The following is a 17,419-nucleotide window of genomic DNA, read 5'->3' as shown; positions in this document are numbered from 1 at the left end:
GGGCGGGCCGGGGGAGTGGGGGACGGGGGTGCTCACCGGGCCGCTCCGGCGCGCGGCGCCTCCTTGATGAGGTTCAGCAGCAGACGCGGCGTCTCCGCCTCGGCCACCGCGTCGTCGTCCAGCGCGATGCCGTGGCGGCGCTCGATGACGGCCGTGACCTGGAGCAGCGCCAGGGAGTCGTAACCGAACTCCAGGAACGGCGTGTCGAGGGCGCCGTCACCGTCCAGGCTCATGCCATCCTCGGGTGCTCCGACGCATTCCAGCAGCAGTTCCCCGAGTTCGGCCAGGGTGATGTCGTTCATCGTCCTTGTTCCTTTCATGGGTATACCGGTGAGGACCGGGTGCTCGGTGACGGGAGGACCCGGCAGGGACGGGAGCCCCGGGGCACGGGCCGGTGTCAGCCGGCCCGGACCAGGCGTCCGGGCGGCAGCGAGCCGTCCAGACCGAGCAGGGGGGAGGAGTCGAGCACCGCCTGCTGAAGTTCCTCGATGCCCGGCGACGGGTCGAGGCCGAGGTGCCGGCCCAGTGCGGCGCGCAACTGCCGGTAGGTGTTGAGGGCGTCACTGCGGCGCCCCGCGCGGTACAGCGCCACCATCAGCTGCCCGTGGATGCCTTCGTGCAGCGGGTGGCGGGCGGCCAGACCGGACAGCTCGCCGATCACCTCGTGGTGGCGGCCCAGCCGCAGGTCCGCCTCGATCCGCGCGTGCAGCACGCTCATCCGCGACTCCTCCAGGCGCGTCACCTCCACCTCGAGCAGCGGACCGCACTGCACGTCCACCAGGGCCCGGCCGTTCCACAGCGCGAGCGCCCGGCCCAGGCAGCCGGACGCGCCGCCCCAGTCCCCCTGTTCCAGCGCCCGGTGGCCGGCCGTGGCCAGCGCCTCGTACTCCTGCACGTCGACCAGCCCGCCCAGGGTGTCGAGGAGGTAGCCGCCGGGTTCGGTGATCAGGATGCTCTTCGCGCCGTTCGGAAGGCCCACGCGGTCTTCGCCCAGGGCGGCGGAGATGAGGGTGCGCAGCTGGAGGACGTAGGTCTGGAGGGTGGTCTGCACACTGCGCGGCGGTGACTCCCCCCAGACCTCCTCCACCAGCGCGGAGGTGGAGACGAGCCGGTTCCCCTGCAGCGCGAGCAGGGCGAGTACCTTGCGGGGCTTGACGGCGGTGGGTGTCACCGACACTCCCGACTGAACCGCTCTGAACGGCCCCAGTACGCTGATGTCCATCCGCGGAATCCCCTTCTGTAGACGAGCCTTTCAACCAGTGCGGGGCACGGGCATTACCGTGTGCAGTGCCTCCCCGACGACCCGTGGTGCCTCGCGGCCGCGGAGGAAGAAGTGCCCGCCGGGCACGGTCCGGAGGCGGAACGGCGCACTCGTGCAGTGCTCCCACGCACGGACCTGCGCGACGGCGACCAGTGGGTCGTCCGCCCCCGCGAACGCCCACAGCGGGCAGGGCAGGGCGGCTGGCGCCGCCTCGCGCAGACCGGCCGCCAGGCGCAGGTCGGCGCGGAGCGTGGTGAGCGTCGCGCGCAGCCACCCGCGGCGGGCAAGCATTGCCTCGGGCACGCTCGCACCGTCCGTGAGCAGACCCACCAACTCCTCGTCGGTGGGGCCGCGCTCCGCCGCGTCCGCGAGCAGCCGGTGGGACAGCTGCGGCGCCGGGCACGCGCCGACCGCCAGCAGCGCCGGCCCCCGGTGCCCGGTCTCCAGCAGGTGCCGGGCGAACCGGTAGGCCACCAGGGCGCCCAGGCTGTGCCCGTAAAAGGCGTACGGCCCGTCCAGCAGCGGCGCCAGGTCGTCCGTGAGCGCCCGGACGAGCGCTGCCGCCTCGGTAAGCGGGGCCTCGCGCCGCAGCGACTCCCGGCCGGGCAGCCGCACCGGCAGGACCGTGACGCCCGGCCCGACCCGCTGCTGCCACCCGGCGAAGGCCATGGCCCCCGCGCCGGCGTGGTGGAAGCACAGGAGTTTGCGTGCCGAACCGTCGTCGGGCCATCGCGCGGCGAGAAAACGACGCACCGTATCCCCTTTCCGTGCGCTTGCCGGCAGGTGAGACGGAACGAGCCTCACCGCATCCCCTGGAACGGCGCTCAACAAGCGCTGGAACCGCGCTCGGCAAGCGGCGGCGGCCCGGTCGACGCACCGTCGAAAGGCGCGGAAAGCGCCTGGTCGCCGATGCCCGGATCGTGCACGGCCACGCTCACCGTGAACCGGCCGGACACCCGCCGGCTGCCGAACTCCCACTCCCGGCCGGTACCGGGCGAGCCGTCCGGACGCAGCAGCCGGACCCGCCCGCCCCGAGTGCCGAAGCCGAACTCGGTGAACCGCAGCCGCAGCCCCTGCCCGATCGCCTTGCTGTACGCCTCCTTCAGCGTCCACAGCCGCACCAGCGCACCGTTGCGCCGGTCCTCCGCCACGCGGCGCAGCACCGCCAGCTCGTACGGCGTGCACATCCGGCGCTCGGTGCCCAGGCCCAGCATCCGCCGGTCGGCGCGTTCCACGTCCACGCCGATGCGGTTGTACCGGGTCAGCCCGACCACGAGGAGGTCCTCGGTGTGGCTCAGGCTCACGTCGAGCCGGTCGATGCCGCGCAGGTACGGACGCCCACCGGGCCTGTACGCCAGATCCAGCTCCTCCGGGGCGGCCCCGAGGACCGCGCCGGCCGCCGACTTCAGCAGCAGACGGGACGCCACGAACCGGCGCCGGGCCTGCGGTCGAGTCATCCGCCGGAGCCGCTCGTGGTCCCGGCCCAGGGCCGCCGCCAGCCGCCGGTCGTCGAGGTTGGCGGGGGCCCAGTCGTCGACCGCCGCGTAGACCACCGACGCGCCCGTGCGGCGGACCTCGCGGCGCATCGGCTGCCACGCGGCGTCGGGAGCACCGGGCGGCCCGCCGCGGGGCCGTACGAGGACCGGTGCAGGCGTACGGGTCAGGTGGGCCGAGTGGGGCATGGCCTTCTCCTCGTCATCGGTCGAGCGGGTCGCGTACAGATCGTGGCCGCGGGCGTCGTCGAAACGCTGCAGTGGTTCGGCGAGCAGCGGTTCCTCGCCGGAGCCGGTCACCGCGACCGTCGCCGCCGCCTCTCCCTCGCTGCCCGCCGCTCCCGTCCCACGGCCTCCGGCCCGGCCCGCCCTCGCGCGGCGGTCATGGGCCGCTCAAGTCGGCTCTGCTGGACTTGTCGGCGCGCACCGGCCGCATGGGGTCCTCGTGCCGGTACGGCCAGGCGGCTCCGAACACCTCCTGGGGCGGCACGCCCGGCAGCCACATCCAGCCGAACATGACCAGGGCGCGCACCACCGGACGCAGCAGGCCGCGCAGCACGCGGATCGGGCACGGCCCCGGGGAGCGGTCGGTGCGTGGCATGGCATCGGGTCCCTTCGGTTCGCGTCGGGCGCGGCAGCCTGGCAAGCGCTGCTCGACCGGACCTCGAAGAACTCTCGCGATGGGGCCCGGCCTCGGTGGCCTTCGGGTGGTGAAGGGAAGATGAGCGATGACGCGGAACGTCCCGGGAGGGGAGAGACGCACGTCCCCCCGCCGGCTCCCACGCGGGCCGGGGCCGGCAGCTCTACTCCTTGCAGCGGTTCGTGCTCGGCGACGGGCGGGCCGCGGCCGGGTTCGAGAGTGAACTCGCCCGGCAGGCGCGTGTCTGGGACCGGCTGAGGGGGCTGGAGGGCCAAGTCGTCCTGCGGGCCCTGGACCGTACCGGCAGCTACCTGCACCTCGCGTTCTGGCGGTCACCGGAGGACCTGTTCGGCGCGTTGCACACGGACGCCGCCTGCGCGCGCCTGGACCGGCTCGGCCGGCTGGCCGCCATCGAACCCGCGCAGGCGGTCCCCGTCGGCCTCCTGGGGGACGGCCCCACCACGGACAAGGCCGAGCACGCGCTGCTGGTGCGGGGAACGCTCGCCGGGCCGGGGCCGACTTCGAGGCGAGGTTCGGCGCGCTGGCGGGCCAGTTCCTGTACGACCCCGGGTGCAAAGGCTGCCTGCTGCTGCGGTACACCCTCGATCCCCGCGCCTACCTCGGCGTGATCTGGTGGGACAGCGCCCGGTCGTGCGACGCCGCGACACGGGGCGAGCGCTTCCTCGCCCGCCGCCGGCACCTGCGCCGTCTGGCTTCCGGGCTCTCTTTCGAGCGCGTACGGACCGTCGGCGAACGCGGCTGACGCGGAGCCGGGGCGGGCATACGGACTCGAGTGTTCCGCGGGCGGACTTCCACCGCCGTTCGAGCCGCCGGGAACAGACTGCGGGCATGTCGGAACCCGCGCTCTCCACCGTGCTCCACGGTCACCCGGACCCCGAACCGGCCGCACCGGCCGCCGTGTCGGTCCACACCATGAGCCGCCGGCGTTCCGCCACCGGCCGGCGCGGTCCGCTTCGCGCCACGGCCCAGGAAAGAGCGTGCGCGCCCCCGCACGGCCGGTTCGTGTACGAGGACGGCACCGAGGCACCACCCTCAAGGGGGACGCGTTGACCGCACACCACACCTTCACCGACGTCATGCTGGCCCGTTCCGAGGCGTACCCGGACCGGGAGGCGCTGCTCCTGCTGCCGGACGGCGCGCGGCAGCCGCGGCCGGAGCCGGTCACCTACCGGGACCTGGACACCGCCGCCCGCCGGCTCGCCGGCTGGCTGCAGAGCCATGGCGCGGCGGGCGAGCGGGTCCTGCTCCTGCACCGGTCCCACCACCGCTTCGCCGTCAGTTTCCTGGCCTGTCTGTACGCCGGCGTGGTCGCCGTGCCGGCCCCGCCCGGCGGCGGCCGGGCCCACCACGCGGAACGCATCGCCGGGATCGTCCGGGACACCGCGCCGTGCGTGGCGCTCACCGATGCCGCGCTGGCCCCCGAGATGTCACGGATGCTGGCGGAGTGCGGGCACGGCGGCACGCTCTGCCTACCCGCCGACGTGGTGCCCGCCGCCGATCCCTGGACTCCGCCGGCGCTGTCGCCCGACACGGTCGCCTATCTCCAGTACACCTCGGGCTCCACCGGCTGCCCGCGCGGCGTGGTGGTCACCCACGGCAACCTGCTGGCCAACCAGCGGGCGATGCACGACGCGCTGGGCACCGAGCCGGGGACCCGGCTGGGCGGCTGGCTGCCCCTCCACCACGACCTGGGCCTGGTGGGCCAGTTGCTGCACCCCCTCTGGCTGGGCAGCACCTCGGTGATGCTGACCGCCGAACAGTTCGTCCGCCACCCGGTCCGCTGGCTGGAGGCCATCGACCGGTACGGCATCACCGTCAGCGGCGCCCCCGACTTCGCCTACGGCCTGTGTGCGAGCCGGGTCACCGACGAGCAGGCGGCGGAACTCGACCTGAGCGGCTGGCGGACCGCCGTCACCGGCGGTGAGCCGGTACGGCCCGCCACCCTGCGGGACTTCACCGAACGCTTCGCCCCCGCCGGCTTCCGCGCCGAGGCCTTCTCAGCCTGTTACGGGCTGGCCGAGGCCACCCTGTTCGTCTCCGGGGGCCGGGGCACCGGGCCGGACGACGGGTGCGCGGTGGACGCCGAGGCCCTGGAGCGGAACCTGTGGCGCGACCCGGTACCGGGCCGGCCGACGCGCCGGCTCGCGTCCTGCGGGACCGCCACGGGCTGCGAGGTACGGATCGTCGCCCCGGACACCGGGGCCGCCCTGCCGGAGGGCCGGATCGGCGAGATCTGGGTGCGCGGCGCGGGAGTGGCCCGCGGCTACTGGCGCGACCCCGGCCAGACGGCCCGCACCTTCCAGGCCGCCACGGCGGACGGCGAGGGCGGCCACCTGCGCACCGGCGACCTCGGTGTCGTACGCGACGGCCGGCTCTACGTCACCGGGCGGCTCAAGGACGTCATCGTCGTGGCCGGACGCAACCTCTATCCGCAGGACGTCGAGCGCACGGTGCAACGCGTCAGCGCGCTCTTCGGACCCGGCACGGCCTTCGGCGTGCCCGGCGAGCGGGAGCGCGTCGTGGTCGTCCAGGAGCTGCGCACCCGTGGCGGCTTCGACGTGAACCTCGAATCCCTCGCCACTCAGGTCGAGCGCCGTCTCACTGAGGAGTTCGACGTCCGGGTCGGCGGGGTGCTGCTGGTCCGGCCGGGCACGGTGCGCCGCACGACCAGCGGCAAGGTGGAGCGCTCGGCGATGCGCGACCTGTTCCTGCGCGGCCGGATCCGTCCGCTGCACCAGCGGCTGGACGGCGACCTCGGCACCGGACCCGCCGCCCTGGCCGGATGAGGCCTGTCGGCAGCGGGAAGCGAAGGGGGCACACGTGGAGGCACCACAGCACGGCGAACCGTACGAACCGGAGCTGCTGCACTGGCCCATCCGGCGCATTTCCGGCTACACGTCCCGGGAGATCGGTCCGCAGACACCGCTCACGGAGTGCGGACTGGACTCGGTGGCGATGCTGGGCCTGTTCGGCGACATCGAGGAGGGCTTCGGCCCCCTGATCGACCCGGAGGACATCTGGGTGTACCTCTCCGTCCGCGACCTGGCGCACCGGATCACCGCGCGCCGGGCCCGCTGGGTCGCGGACGGGCGGGCCCGGTGGTGAGCGTGGCGGGCACCGGCCGGCCGCCGCCGTCACGGCAGCCAGCCCGCCTCCTCGGCGGCGCGGATGGCGTCGATCCGGTTCCGGGCGTTGAGCTTGTTGACGATCGCCGTGAGGTAGTTGCGGACCGTTCCCCTGGTCAGGTACAGCGAGCGGGCGATGTCGGCCGTGTCGGCGCCGCGGGCCGCCAGCCGGAGCACCTCGGTCTCCCTGGGCGACAGCGGTGAGTCGTCCGCCTCCCAGGCGGAGAGCGCCAGTTGGGGATCGACCACCCGCTCGCCCGCGGCCACCGACCTGACGGACCGGGCGAGGTCACCGGGCGGGGCGTCCTTCAGCAGGAAGCCGGCCACGTGCGCGGTGAGCGCCCGGCGGACCGTGCCGGGACGGCCGAGGCCCGTGAGGATCAGTACCCGGCAGCCGGGCAGTCGCCGGTGCAGTTCGGCGGCGGCGGTGATGCCGTCGGTGCCCGGCAGGTCGATGTCGATGACGGCCACGTCGGGGCGGGTGCGCAGCGCGGTCTCCACGATGGTGTCGCCGCGGTCCAGCGAGGCGACCACTTCGAGGTCCGGTTCCAGCTCCAGCAGAGCGACGAGGGCGCCCCGGATCATGTGCACGTCCTCGGCAAGCAGGATCCTCACCGACAGCATGGCCGACCCCCGATCGAACGTGCGGTCCTTCCGGTTGTACGGTGAAGATTATCCGTGCTCCGGGCGTGTCGCGCCGGGTCGGACCGGAGTATGCGCTTCCAGGTGGAACCGCCCGTCCCGGCGCACCCCCGAGGTGACGCGGCCGCCGATGGCACCGAGCCGGGTGCCCAGGTTGCTCAGGCCGCTGCCGCCCGGGCCGGCGGGCCGGTCCCTGCCCGTCACCCCGTCATTGACGAGCGTCAGCCAGGCGGTGTCGTCCTTGCGGACCGCCGTGATGGTGCAGCACTGGGCCTTGCTGTGCCGGAGGATGTTGGTGACCCCCTCGCGCAGGACGGTCGCGAGCGCCGTGTCCACGTCCGGATGGAGCCGGCCGCAGGAGATGTCGAGAGTGACCCGGATGCCCGCCGCCGCCAGGACCGTCGCCGCCGACTCGGCCTCTTCGGCCAGGGACATCTCACGGTAACTCCGGGCCACCAGGCGGGCGTCGGCCAGCGCCTGCCGCGACAGGCCCAAGACGGCGGTCACCTCTTCCTGCGCGCGGGCCGGGCGGGTCACCACCAGGCGGTGGATGAGTTCGCACTTGAGCGTGATCGCGGACAGGCTGTACCCCAGCAGGTCGTGCACATCCCGGGAGAAGCGCATCCGCTCGTGGGCGACGGCCATGCGTGCCAGCGCCGTACGCGCCGACTGGACCTCGTGCACGAGGTCGGTCAGCCGGATCAGGCCGTACAGGACGAGACCGGTGAGCAGCGTGGTGAGCGGGGTGGACAGCTTGGTGACGGCAGGCAGCCGCAGGGCGAACGCGCAGCCGTCGTTGACCGCGGCCACCAGCGCGAAGAGGAACCAGGACGATGGCGAGGGAAGCATCAGCAGGAGTGCGGCGCCGAGGAGCCCGCCCATGCCCGCCCAGGGGATGCCCAGCCAGAGAGTCGGCAGGAATGTCAGGACGGACTGGACGGTGAGGGTCAGCGTTTTCCACGGCAACGGCCAACGGCGGGCCCGCGGCGAACTGTGCAGCAGATGGAGGAAGAAGAGTGCCGACGCCGAGCCGAGGCCCACGAGCAGAAGACCCGGTGGCGGATCGTCCCGGAGAACGTCGAGGAGGGGCACGGACGTATAGCCGCACAGAACAATGACGGTGATGATTCTGGCCACTTGGACGGCCGGAATTTCCGCCCCGGAGACACAACGGACCGGCTGGTCACCCGCCGTTCGGCCTAAAGCGGCCTGGTATCTCCTCGCATCGGTCTCCGCATCGAGGGGGGCGACTCCGAGTGCCGTACGCCGAAGAGGGTCAACCACGCGATGCCTCCTCACTGGTGGACCGGAACCGAAGTCCCGCGGATGCTTTGATACTTACTCGCTGGACGGTCGGGGCCAAAGTCCCGCGCACACGGTACTCGGACGACGGAATGGCCGAAAGAATGAGGAGTGACAGCGTTTCGACCGCGCTAACTCGGCCGTCCGGATAAAGAGCGGGGGAGTTCCGGTCCATTCCTCCTTAACCGGTCGTTCACGGAAGCGCGGCCGTACTCCGCCGCACCCGGCCGGCCCGCCCGGGAGGACCCGGCACGCCCGCAAACCTGCCGGCGTCACCGGGGCACCGTGAGATTTTCACGTGCGGGTTCGTGTCCGGGTCACTGGGCGCCCGCCCCTCGCTGGTGCCACCCTGATCCCAGGCTTCGGGTGACGTTCCCCCGGGCCGGGACCGCGTGAGTGCACCGAAGGGGAGAGCGCGCAATGGACATCACGTTACTGGGCCCGCTGACCGCGTATGAGGACGACGTCCCGGTGGTGCCGAGCGCGGCCAAGCCCCGGCAGATCCTGGCCATGCTGGCGCTGCAGGCCGATCACGTCGTCACCGTACCGACCCTGATGACGGAGATCTGGGGGGAGCGCATCCCGCGCAGCGCCGCCACCACGCTGCAGACCTACATCCTCCAGCTCCGCCGGAAGATCACCGCCGCGCTGGCCGGAAACCCCGCCGTCGACGCCAAGGACATCCTCGCCACCCGCTTCGGGGGCTATCTGTTGCGGGTACGGTCCGGCCGGATCGACGTCCAGGAGTTCGAGCGGCTGGCGGCCGAAGGGCGCGCGGCCTTCCACGCCACCGACTACGACACCGCCTCCCGGCTGCTCTCCCGCGCGCTCGCCCTCTGGCAGGGGCCCGCGCTCGTCGACGTACGGGCCGGCAGCGTCCTGGAACTGGAGGCACTGCGCCTGGAAGAGAGCCGGATGGCCGCCCTGGAACGCCGCATCGACGCCGACCTGCACCTCGGACGGCACACCGAAGTGGTGCCGGAGCTGAGAGTGCTGACGATCCGGCACCCCATGCACGAGCGGTTCTGTGCCCAGCTCATGCTCGCCCTGCACCGTTCGAGTGGCTCCTGGCGCGCCCTGGAGGCGTACCAGCGGCTGCGCGGCACCCTCGTCGCCGAGCTGGGACTGGAGCCCTCGCCATCGCTCCAACGGCTCCACCAGGCGGTGCTCTCCGGCGACACCGCGCCGGACTTGCAGGCCGCGGGCGTGGACTGACCGGCTTGCCCCGAAGCGGTGTTGTGCGCATACCGCGGCTCCACCGTCCCGCGGGTGTCCGTCGTCCCGGCGAGGCGTACGGCGGCGCGGCTGGGAGCCGCCGCGGTGGCGGCCCGGAGGCATGAGCCCCCGGGCCACCCCACCGGGTCCGCGCCGTCCGTTCAGGCGGGCACGGCCTCCAGCGCGTAGTACAGGAACGGGCACTTCAGCGGCGTCAGCCCGGCCGGTTTGAGCCCGGCGTCGGCGAACAGCTCCCCGAACTCCGCGCGGGTACGCTCCCGCCCTGTGGTGACGGCCATCATCTCGATGTCCATCAGCGCGGCGCCCAGCGCGTCCCCCGGGTCCTCGTCATGCCGGCCTTCGGCCAGCACCGAGGAGAAGACGATGATCCGGCCGCCCGGCGCCAACGCCTCCCGGCAGTTCCCGAGGATGCGGCGGCAGGAGTCGTCGTCCCAGTCGTGCAGGATGTTCTTGAGGAGGTACGCGTCCGCGCCGGCCGGCACCGAATCGAAGAACGAACCGGACACCACGTCGCAACGGTCCTCCAGGGCGGCCTCCTTGAGCACACGGGGCGCGTCGAGGACACCGTCGGAGGTGTCGAAGACCGTACCGCGCAGGTCGGGGTTGGCGGACAGGATGCCGGCGAGGTGCGTGCCGTTGCCGCCCCCGACATCCGTCACGTGCCGGAAGCGCGTGAAGTCGACTCGCTCGACGATGGCCGGGACCTGCACCGCGCTGCCGGCGGCCATGGCGGCGTGGAACACCTCGGCGTGCTCCGGTGTCCGGCTCAGGTGCTCGAAGAGCCCTTGCCCGTGCACCAGATCGAAAGCGGGCCTGCCGGTCCGCACGCACTGTTCGAGCGCGCCCCACGCCTGCCAGACCTCGGGCGCGCCGTGCATCGCGTCCAGCGGGCCGCCGTGCAGCGGTGAGTCACCGCGGTACATGCCGCCGAGCGGGGTCAGCGCGAAGCGCCCCCGCTCGTCCTGGCGCAGCAGTCCGGCCGGGACGGCGGCCCGCAGCAGCCGGCGCAGGAAATCGGGGTCCGCGCCCGTGAGTTCGGTCAGCTCGGCGGCGGACTTCGCCGTGTCGCCGAGCGCGTCGGGGATGCCGAGCCGGGAGACGGCTCCGCCGATCTGGAACAGGGCGAAACCGAACATGACGGGCAGGTACTCGGCCGTGGTCGGCTGGTCCGAGCGGAAACGGCTCATGCGTATGTCTCCTTGAGGTGTCGATGGAATGATCCGAGGCGCCGGGAGGGGGCGCGGGCGTGCGGCCCGGGTCAGGGTCTGCGGCAGACGACGAGCGTGTCGAAGTCGGCGAGCGGCCGGTGGACCGGTGCGGCGAAGCCCGCGGCGCGCACCTGCCCGGTCAGCTCGGCGAGGGTGTACTCCCCGCCGCCCTCGGTCATCAGAAGCATGTTCAAGGAGGCGACCAGGTTCTCCGTGTCGTCGCTCCGCTCGCCGAGCATCCGGTCGTAGACCACCAGCGCGCCGCCCGGGCGTACGGCCTCGAACGCCGCGTCCAGCAGCCGCTGCCGCCGGGCCGGGTCCCAGTCGTGCAGGACGTGGCCGTAGATCAGGACGTCCGCCGGGGGCAGCGGGGTCCGGAAGAAGTCGCCGCCGTGGAAGACGGCCCGCTCCGTGAGACCCCTCTCCGCCATGTGCGCGTCGAAGAACGGTTCCAGCTGCGGCAGGTCGAAGAGGTGCCCCCGCAGGCCGGGGCGCGCGGTCAGCAACTGGCCCAGCAGGTGACCGCGGCAGCCGCCCACGTCGAGTACCGAGGTGAACTCCGGCCCGCCCAGCCCATCCAGCCCCTCAGGCCCGGCCACCTCGTCCAGCGCGGCCAGCACCGGATCGCCCAGACCCGCGGTCACTCCGTCCATCATGCGGGCGAAACGCCCGGTGGCGACCGGGTCCCGGAGCATCCCCAGGTAGTCGCCGGCCGCCTGCGGCCGCCCGGTGCGCAGGGCCTCGGTGAGCTTGCCGTACACGGGGTAGAGGTTGACGTCGGCACCGTGCAGGAAGCCGACGACCGCCCCGGGACGGCCGGTGACGAGGTGACGCGCGGCGCTCTCGCTGTTGCGGTAGCGCCCGTCGGCCTGCCGGTGCAGCAGGCCCAGCGCGGTGAGCAGGGCGAGGAAGGGGCCGAGACCCCGCCCGTGCAGCCCGAGCCGGACCCGCAGTTCCTCCTCCGTGGCGGGGCCGTCGTCCAGGACGGTGAACAGATCCAGGCGTACGGCGGTGAGCAGCGCCTTCGCGTCGCAGAACCGGTTGCCAAGACGCAGGATGCCCGCCGCCGTGCCGAGGTCCGAAGCGCTGCCCGTCATGACCGGTACTCCCTTTCGCCGCCCTGCCCTGGCCCTGTGCGGAACGGAATCTCGCACCGGCGGATGGAGAACGGCTCGATCCGCGGTCGTCCCGCACGTGGCCGCCGGGCGGCCCGGCCCCCGGCCAACCCGGTTCCAGCGGGCGTCGAGCCCGGCACCAGCGCCCGTGCGGAGACTGCGCACGACAGCCCCCGCAGTCGAGAGAGGTGTCAGGTGAGCTCCAAGTGCCCGGTCAGCTATCCCTTCCCGTGGGCCCCCGCGCCTGATGTCCCGGCGGACTGGCGTTCCCTGCGGGAGGGCCCGCTGCTGAACATCAGCCTGCCAAGTGGCGACCCGGCGGTGCTGGTCACCCGCTACAAGGACGTCCGCAGGCTCTACGCCGACGAGCGGCTTAGCCGCAACTGGGCCCGGCACCCGGTGTCCCGGATCTCCGCAGGCAACGACCTCTTCGCTGACCCCGAGATCGACAACGACCCGCCCCGCTATCTCGTCGAGCGCGGCATCGTCATGCGTGCCTTCAGCCACCGCCGGCTGGAGGCCCTGCGCCCCGTGGTCCGGCGGATCACCGCGGACCTGTTGGACGCCATGGAGGCGGACGGCCGCAACGAGGCCGAACTCATGGAGGCGTTCGCCTTCCCGCTGCCCATCCTCGTCATCTGCCACATGCTGGGCGTGCCGCCGCGGGACCGCGACAAGTTCCGCTCCCTGATCGACGGTTACCTCTCGGTGAGCCGGCTGTCCGATGAGGAGGTCGAGCGCTGCCGCGTGCAGTACTGGGACTACCTCTCCGAGCTGATCGCCGCCAAGCGGGCCGACCCCGGCGACGACCTGATCAGCGACCTGATCAAGGTCAACGCCGAGGACCCCGGCAAGCTCACCGACCACCAGCTCCAGCACTGGGTCAAGACCCTGCTCATCGCCGGTTACGTCACCACGGCCTCCCAGATCGGCACCAGCATGGCCGTCCTGCTGCACCGGCCCGCGGTCGCCGCCGAGCTCAAGGCCGACCTGTCGCTGGTGCCCTCCGCCGTCGAGGAACTCCTGCGCTACCAGATCATGGGTACCTCGCTCGGCTCCCTGCGCTATGCCCTGGAGGACATCACCCTGCTCGACGGCACCGTGATCCCCAAGGGCAGCACCGTCCTGCTCTCCGTCGAGAGCAACATGGACGAGGAGGTCTTCGACGACCCGACCACCCTGGACATCCGGCGCGAGGACAACCACCACCTGACCTTCGGCGCCGGCATCCACTTCTGCGCCGGCGCCGCCCTGGCCCGTATGGAACTCCAGGAAGCCACCGCGGGCCTCCTGCGCCGTTTCCCCGGCCTCACCCTCGCCGTCCCCGGCGAACGACTGGTCCGCCCCGAAGGCGGCTTCCTCGCCGGCTACGCCGAGATTCCCGTGAGGTGGTGAACCCGTATGCCCACGTCGGACGCCGGAGGCCGGCCGGCCCTCTCCTCGGACCCTGAAACCCGTCTGACCGTCACCGCGAACAGCGACACCTGTGTGACCAGCAACCTCTGCGTCAACCGGCTTCCGCAGGTCTTCGGCCAGGACGAGGACGGCTGCGTCCTCGTCCTCGATCCGCACCCGGCCGCGGAGCTGGGACGGGAACTCCTGCGCGCCCGGCGCAGTTGCCCCACGCGGTCGATCCGTGTGGAAGGCATGAAGGAAGGCGCGGAGGGCCCGGAGGACTGACCCGCGGTCCCGCGCCCGTACGACCGAGGCCCCCACAGCACGTGCCGGGGGCCTCGGTCTCTCGTGTCCGGGTAGGCGCGCGGTAGGGCGGCCTCAGTCCCCCTTGGCCAGGCGCTCCGCGTGGTCCCGCTGCTGACGCGTGGCGAAGCGGAGGAAGGCGACCATCTCGGCCAGGGTGTCGGCGCCGAGCCCGCGCAGGTACTCCGCCCCTTCGCGCGCGATGGGTGTGAAGATCTCGGCGACCATCGCGTAACCCTTCTCGGTGGGCTCCACGATCACCCGGCGCCGGTCGGCGGTGTCGCGGGCGCGGGTGGCGTAGCCGGAGCGTTCGAGGCGGTCGATGGCCGTGGTGACGCCGCCCGTGGTCAGGCCTGCGGCGGTGGCCAGCTCGCCGGGGCTCATGGGGGAGGGACCGAAGAGCAGGTCGAGGCAGCGCAGGTCGGTGCGGTTGAGCCCGAGCCGGTCCGCCACCTGCTGGTCCAGGGTGTCGGCCGAACGCTGGAACTCTTGCATGACCAGGCCGAATTCCTCGATGAGCCGCTCTCGCCGCTCGTCGTCGGGTGCCTGTCCGACCTGTTCGCCGGTGGCCTGCTGCACTGTCACGGTCAATCCTCTCCCCGGTTTCTCTTGACATTCTAGCGATTCCCGCCGTACAGTCGACCCAGTGAATCGCTAGATTAGCTAGTGACTAGAAGTTCGACTCTCACGATTCTTGGCCAGGCGGACGTCTGGTGCGGTGAAAGGAGCTCCGATGGCCAGCACCATCCCCACCGGCCGGCTCGTCTTCGTCCCTCAGGTCCAGCACCTCACCCTGGACGTCGCCGAGGTCCCGGCCGGCGTCACCCCGGAGCGGTGCAGCACCGAGTTCGGCGGCCGGGACTCGCTGGTCGAGGACGACGGCAAGGGCACGATCACCATCCGCCGCCGCGGTCCGGTGCACCCCTTCGACCTGGCCCGGCGCACGGCACACGTGACGCTCAGCCCGCTCGTCGCCTGGCACGTCGAGGTCCGCGGCCCGGCCGCGCACATCGAAGCCGATCTGACCGGACTGCCCCTGCTCTCGCTGTGCGTCACCGGCGGTCTGACCCAGGCGCGCTTCGTGCTCCCGTACACCGACCGGACCGTGGCCGTGCACTTCGGCAGCGGCGTCCGCAAGACGACGATCGTGCGCCCGCCATCCGTACGCGCCACTCTGCGCGGCGACACCGGTTTCACCGGGCTCTCGCTGGACGGTGAATGGGTCGGCACCCGTACCGAGGTCGACTGGCGCAGCGCCGAACCGTTCGAGGCGACGCCCGGCTGCTACGACATCACGCTCGCCTCCGGCGCCAACCGGCTCACCATCGCCTAGTCACCCGGAGCCGTCCGGAGCCACCCCACACACGACCCTAGGAGTCGTCATGGACCTGCAACTGGAGGGCCGACGGGCCGTCGTCACGGGCGCCGGCCGTGGCATCGGCCTGGCCGTCGCCCGGGCGCTCACCTCCGAAGGCGCCCTGGTGATGGGCGGTACGCGCAGCGACAGTCCCGCCCTGCGTGCGGCCACCCCGCACACCGTCGAGGTCGACCTGGCCACCCCCGACGGGCCGGGGCGGCTGGTCGAGAAGGCGGTGGAGACCTTCGGTGGCCTGGACATCCTGGTGAACAACGTCGGCGGCCGCACGACCGCCGCCACCGGCTTCCTGGACCTGACCGACGAGGACTGGCAGGCCGGCTTCGACCTCAACTTCCTCAGTGCCGTACGGGCCGTACGCGCCGCACTGCCCGCCCTGATCGAGAGCCGGGGCGCCATCGTCAACATCGGCTCGGTCAACGGGCGCCTGCCCTCACCACGCCTGACCGAGTACAGCGCGGCGAAGGCCGCCCTGGCCAACCTGACCAAGACCCTCTCCGAGGAGTTCGGCCCACGGGGCGTCCGCGTGAACACCGTCTCGCCGGGCCCGGTCCTCACGGACGTCTGGCGCAACCCGCGCCGTGCGGCCCGGCCGGACCCGGATGCCGAGGACGGACTCGCCGAGGTGCCCCGACGGATGGGGCTGACCACCGGCGAGTTCATCGCCCCGGAGGAGGTCGCCGACATGGTCGTCCTCCTGGCCTCCCGCCGTCTCCCAGGTGCCACCGGAGCCGACTGGCTCATCGACGCGGGGATGCTCAAGTCCCTCTGACGACACGGCACCACGGCCGGTCCACACCACCCGCCCGCCGGTACCACCGGCAGAGCCCGCACCACGCGTGACAGATCCACATGGAACACGAGGGGAACAACCTGACATGACCGACGCACCGTTCCACGTCCTCATCATCGGTGGCGGCACCGGTGGCATGGCCCTGGCGCACGGCCTCAAGCGGGCGGGGATCAGCTTCGCCGTCTACGAGCGCGAGGCGACCCGCAGCACCGGTCTGCACGGTTACCGCGTGGGCATCAACCCCGACGGCAGCCGGGCGCTGAGGTACCTGCTGCCGCCCGACCTGTTCGACACCTTCGTCGCCACCTGCGCCCGGTCCCCGAAGTACTTCAGCTTCCTCACGGAGGACCTCAAGCCCAGCCTGACCCTCGACATCGTCCAGAGCGACGACCCCGTCAACAACGAGAAGTCCGTGAGCCGGATGACCCTCCGGCAGGTGCTGCTCACCGGCATTGAGGACGAGGTGCACTTCGGCAAGACCTTCACGCACTACGAGAAGGAGGCCGACGGCCGCGTCACCGCGTACTTCGACGACGGCACCAACGCCACCGGAGACCTGCTCGTCGCCGCCGACGGGTCCAACTCACGGGTGCGCCGACAGTACCTGCCGCACTCGCAGGTCAAGGACGCCAACATCATCTCCATTACCGCCAAGGTCCCGATCACCCAGGAGAGCAAGGCGCTGCTCCCGCCCAAGGTCTTCCAGGGCATCGGCCTGGTGGTCGCCCCCAAGGGCTACAGTTGCATCCTGCACACCATGGAGTTCGGCTGGGACCGCGAGGGCCGCGTCAAGTCCGGCATCGGCGGCAACGACGCCGAGCTCATCAAGCAGTGGCCCGGCCTGCTCTTCGACAACACCCGCGACTACATCAACTGGGGTTTCTGGGCCTCCACGGACAAGTTCCCGCCGGACGTCCTGAAGAAGTCGCCAGGCGAGCTGATCAAGGTCGTTCTGGACATGACACCCGACTGGAGCCCCGCCCTCCGCAAGCTCTTCAGCATGGGCGACCACCAGACCACGTTCCCCATCAACATCCGCACCTCCGTGCCCATCCCGCGGTGGAGCGCCAGTAACGTCACCCTGATCGGCGACGCCATCCACACCATGACCCCCGGACAGGGCGTCGGAGCCAACACCTCCCTGCGCGACGCGGCCCGGCTGTGCAGCAATCTGATCGCGTACGTACGCGGTGACATGACGTTCCTGCAGGCCATCGACACGTACGAGGCGAAGATGGTCCGCTACGGCTTCGAAGCGGTCAAGGAGTCGCTGAAGCGGACCGGCGGGGACCAGCCCATTCACAAGCCGGTCGTCGGCCGGGCCGTCCTGGCCTCCATGCGCGGCTACTTCTGGGTCGCCCGTCACGTCCCCTCCGTACACAAGAAGATGGAGGAGGACCTCTACCTGGACCGCGGCGGCGACCGTGAGGACTACGGCCTGCTCATCCCGCCGAACAAGAACTGACCCGACCCGGCCCGTGAGCGCGCCGCCCCACCGGAACGGCGCGCC

General features: G+C 72.1%; 19 protein-coding genes. 9 read left to right on the top strand and 10 right to left on the bottom strand.

Going from position 1 to position 17,419, the window contains the following annotated elements; genetic code table 11:
* Positions 1 to 32 precede the first annotated feature (32 nt).
* The 5 genes from ACSNOK_RS08185 to ACSNOK_RS08165 form a co-directional block, all read right to left on the bottom strand.
* Positions 33 to 302 (bottom strand): acyl carrier protein, encoded by a 270-nt coding sequence (locus tag ACSNOK_RS08185; protein WP_436779923.1) that lies wholly within the window; start codon positions 300 to 302, stop codon positions 33 to 35.
* 95 nt (positions 303 to 397) lie between these two features.
* Positions 398 to 1,222: an AfsR/SARP family transcriptional regulator gene (locus tag ACSNOK_RS08180; RefSeq protein WP_436779922.1), complete on the bottom strand. Its 825-nt coding sequence runs from the start codon at positions 1,220 to 1,222 to the stop codon at positions 398 to 400.
* Positions 1,223 to 1,252: 30 nt separating this feature from the next.
* Positions 1,253 to 2,014 carry a thioesterase II family protein gene (locus tag ACSNOK_RS08175; protein WP_436779921.1) on the bottom strand — a complete coding sequence of 254 codons (762 nt, stop codon included), beginning with the start codon at positions 2,012 to 2,014 and terminating at the stop codon, positions 1,253 to 1,255.
* Positions 2,015 to 2,085: 71 nt separating this feature from the next.
* Positions 2,086 to 3,054 (bottom strand): 4'-phosphopantetheinyl transferase family protein, encoded by a 969-nt coding sequence (locus tag ACSNOK_RS08170; protein WP_436779920.1) that lies wholly within the window; start codon positions 3,052 to 3,054, stop codon positions 2,086 to 2,088.
* Between the two features lie 82 nt (positions 3,055 to 3,136).
* The gene (locus ACSNOK_RS08165; RefSeq protein ID WP_436779919.1) at positions 3,137 to 3,355 is read right to left on the bottom strand and encodes a hypothetical protein; all 219 of its coding nucleotides are present in this window, start codon (positions 3,353 to 3,355) and stop codon (positions 3,137 to 3,139) included.
* A gap of 209 nt (positions 3,356 to 3,564) precedes the next feature.
* On the opposite strand from ACSNOK_RS08165, the gene ACSNOK_RS08160 reads away from it, so the two are divergent.
* From ACSNOK_RS08160 to ACSNOK_RS08150, 3 genes are all read left to right on the top strand, one after another.
* Positions 3,565 to 4,023: a hypothetical protein gene (locus tag ACSNOK_RS08160; protein ID WP_436779918.1), complete on the top strand. Its 459-nt coding sequence runs from the start codon at positions 3,565 to 3,567 to the stop codon at positions 4,021 to 4,023.
* Positions 4,024 to 4,461: 438 nt separating this feature from the next.
* A complete protein-coding gene (locus tag ACSNOK_RS08155) occupies positions 4,462 to 6,201 on the top strand; it encodes a fatty acyl-AMP ligase (RefSeq protein WP_436779917.1) in 1,740 nt (579 codons plus the stop codon).
* A gap of 34 nt (positions 6,202 to 6,235) precedes the next feature.
* Positions 6,236 to 6,520 carry an acyl carrier protein gene (locus ACSNOK_RS08150; RefSeq protein ID WP_436779916.1) on the top strand — a complete coding sequence of 95 codons (285 nt, stop codon included), beginning with the start codon at positions 6,236 to 6,238 and terminating at the stop codon, positions 6,518 to 6,520.
* Between the two features lie 29 nt (positions 6,521 to 6,549).
* Here ACSNOK_RS08150 and ACSNOK_RS08145 read toward each other — a convergent pair whose 3' ends face one another.
* Positions 6,550 to 7,164, bottom strand: a complete 615-nt coding sequence (locus tag ACSNOK_RS08145) for a response regulator transcription factor (protein ID WP_436779915.1) — start codon at positions 7,162 to 7,164, stop codon at positions 6,550 to 6,552.
* Positions 7,165 to 7,212: 48 nt separating this feature from the next.
* Complete coding sequence (locus ACSNOK_RS08140; RefSeq protein WP_436779914.1) at positions 7,213 to 8,319, bottom strand: sensor histidine kinase; 1,107 nt, start codon at positions 8,317 to 8,319, stop codon at positions 7,213 to 7,215.
* 585 nt (positions 8,320 to 8,904) lie between these two features.
* Here ACSNOK_RS08140 and ACSNOK_RS08135 point away from each other — a divergent pair.
* Positions 8,905 to 9,699 (top strand): AfsR/SARP family transcriptional regulator, encoded by a 795-nt coding sequence (locus tag ACSNOK_RS08135; RefSeq protein WP_436779913.1) that lies wholly within the window; start codon positions 8,905 to 8,907, stop codon positions 9,697 to 9,699.
* 161 nt (positions 9,700 to 9,860) lie between these two features.
* Here ACSNOK_RS08135 and ACSNOK_RS08130 read toward each other — a convergent pair whose 3' ends face one another.
* A complete protein-coding gene (locus tag ACSNOK_RS08130; RefSeq protein ID WP_436779912.1) occupies positions 9,861 to 10,907 on the bottom strand; it encodes a methyltransferase in 1,047 nt (348 codons plus the stop codon).
* A 71-nt stretch (positions 10,908 to 10,978) separates the two neighbouring features.
* Entirely contained in the window at positions 10,979 to 12,025 is a 1,047-nt protein-coding gene (locus ACSNOK_RS08125; RefSeq protein WP_436779911.1) for a methyltransferase, read from the bottom strand.
* A 213-nt stretch (positions 12,026 to 12,238) separates the two neighbouring features.
* Here ACSNOK_RS08125 and ACSNOK_RS08120 point away from each other — a divergent pair, with 213 nt between their 5' ends.
* A complete protein-coding gene (locus tag ACSNOK_RS08120) occupies positions 12,239 to 13,438 on the top strand; it encodes a cytochrome P450 (protein ID WP_436779910.1) in 1,200 nt (399 codons plus the stop codon).
* A 6-nt stretch (positions 13,439 to 13,444) separates the two neighbouring features.
* Entirely contained in the window at positions 13,445 to 13,723 is a 279-nt protein-coding gene (locus ACSNOK_RS08115; protein ID WP_436779909.1) for a ferredoxin, read from the top strand.
* Between the two features lie 93 nt (positions 13,724 to 13,816).
* On the opposite strand, the gene ACSNOK_RS08110 is transcribed toward ACSNOK_RS08115, so the two are convergent.
* Positions 13,817 to 14,326, bottom strand: coding sequence for a MarR family winged helix-turn-helix transcriptional regulator (locus tag ACSNOK_RS08110; protein WP_436779908.1), 510 nt, complete (start codon positions 14,324 to 14,326; stop codon positions 13,817 to 13,819).
* Positions 14,327 to 14,474: 148 nt separating this feature from the next.
* Between ACSNOK_RS08110 and ACSNOK_RS08105 the strand changes: the two genes are divergently transcribed.
* From ACSNOK_RS08105 to ACSNOK_RS08095, 3 genes are all read left to right on the top strand, one after another.
* Positions 14,475 to 15,074 (top strand): hypothetical protein, encoded by a 600-nt coding sequence (locus ACSNOK_RS08105; protein ID WP_436779907.1) that lies wholly within the window; start codon positions 14,475 to 14,477, stop codon positions 15,072 to 15,074.
* Positions 15,075 to 15,123: 49 nt separating this feature from the next.
* Positions 15,124 to 15,888, top strand: coding sequence for an SDR family NAD(P)-dependent oxidoreductase (locus tag ACSNOK_RS08100; RefSeq protein WP_436779906.1), 765 nt, complete (start codon positions 15,124 to 15,126; stop codon positions 15,886 to 15,888).
* Positions 15,889 to 15,994: 106 nt separating this feature from the next.
* Entirely contained in the window at positions 15,995 to 17,374 is a 1,380-nt protein-coding gene (locus ACSNOK_RS08095; protein ID WP_436779905.1) for an FAD-dependent oxidoreductase, read from the top strand.
* Positions 17,375 to 17,419 lie beyond the last annotated feature (45 nt).

Origin of the sequence: Streptomyces sp. URMC 126 (genome assembly GCF_051386555.1) — a bacterium.
Classification (GTDB): Bacteria; Actinomycetota; Actinomycetes; order Streptomycetales; family Streptomycetaceae; genus Streptomyces.
This window is presented reverse-complemented; position numbering and strand designations above follow the sequence as displayed.

What these genes read in the sequence shown, in the direction of transcription:
- ACSNOK_RS08130 (WP_436779912.1), bottom strand. Translation starts at nt 10,907, where the DNA reads ATGAGCCGTTTCCGCTCGGACCAGCCGACCACGGCCGAGTACCTGCCC.
- ACSNOK_RS08125 (WP_436779911.1), bottom strand. Translation starts at nt 12,025, where the DNA reads ATGACGGGCAGCGCTTCGGACCTCGGCACGGCGGCGGGCATCCTGCGT.
- ACSNOK_RS08115 (WP_436779909.1), top strand. Translation starts at nt 13,445, where the DNA reads ATGCCCACGTCGGACGCCGGAGGCCGGCCGGCCCTCTCCTCGGACCCT.
- ACSNOK_RS08180 (WP_436779922.1), bottom strand. Translation starts at nt 1,222, where the DNA reads ATGGACATCAGCGTACTGGGGCCGTTCAGAGCGGTTCAGTCGGGAGTG.
- ACSNOK_RS08185 (WP_436779923.1), bottom strand. Translation starts at nt 302, where the DNA reads ATGAACGACATCACCCTGGCCGAACTCGGGGAACTGCTGCTGGAATGC.
- ACSNOK_RS08105 (WP_436779907.1), top strand. Translation starts at nt 14,475, where the DNA reads ATGGCCAGCACCATCCCCACCGGCCGGCTCGTCTTCGTCCCTCAGGTC.
- ACSNOK_RS08135 (WP_436779913.1), top strand. Translation starts at nt 8,905, where the DNA reads ATGGACATCACGTTACTGGGCCCGCTGACCGCGTATGAGGACGACGTC.
- ACSNOK_RS08095 (WP_436779905.1), top strand. Translation starts at nt 15,995, where the DNA reads ATGACCGACGCACCGTTCCACGTCCTCATCATCGGTGGCGGCACCGGT.
- ACSNOK_RS08165 (WP_436779919.1), bottom strand. Translation starts at nt 3,355, where the DNA reads ATGCCACGCACCGACCGCTCCCCGGGGCCGTGCCCGATCCGCGTGCTG.
- ACSNOK_RS08100 (WP_436779906.1), top strand. Translation starts at nt 15,124, where the DNA reads ATGGACCTGCAACTGGAGGGCCGACGGGCCGTCGTCACGGGCGCCGGC.
- ACSNOK_RS08145 (WP_436779915.1), bottom strand. Translation starts at nt 7,164, where the DNA reads ATGCTGTCGGTGAGGATCCTGCTTGCCGAGGACGTGCACATGATCCGG.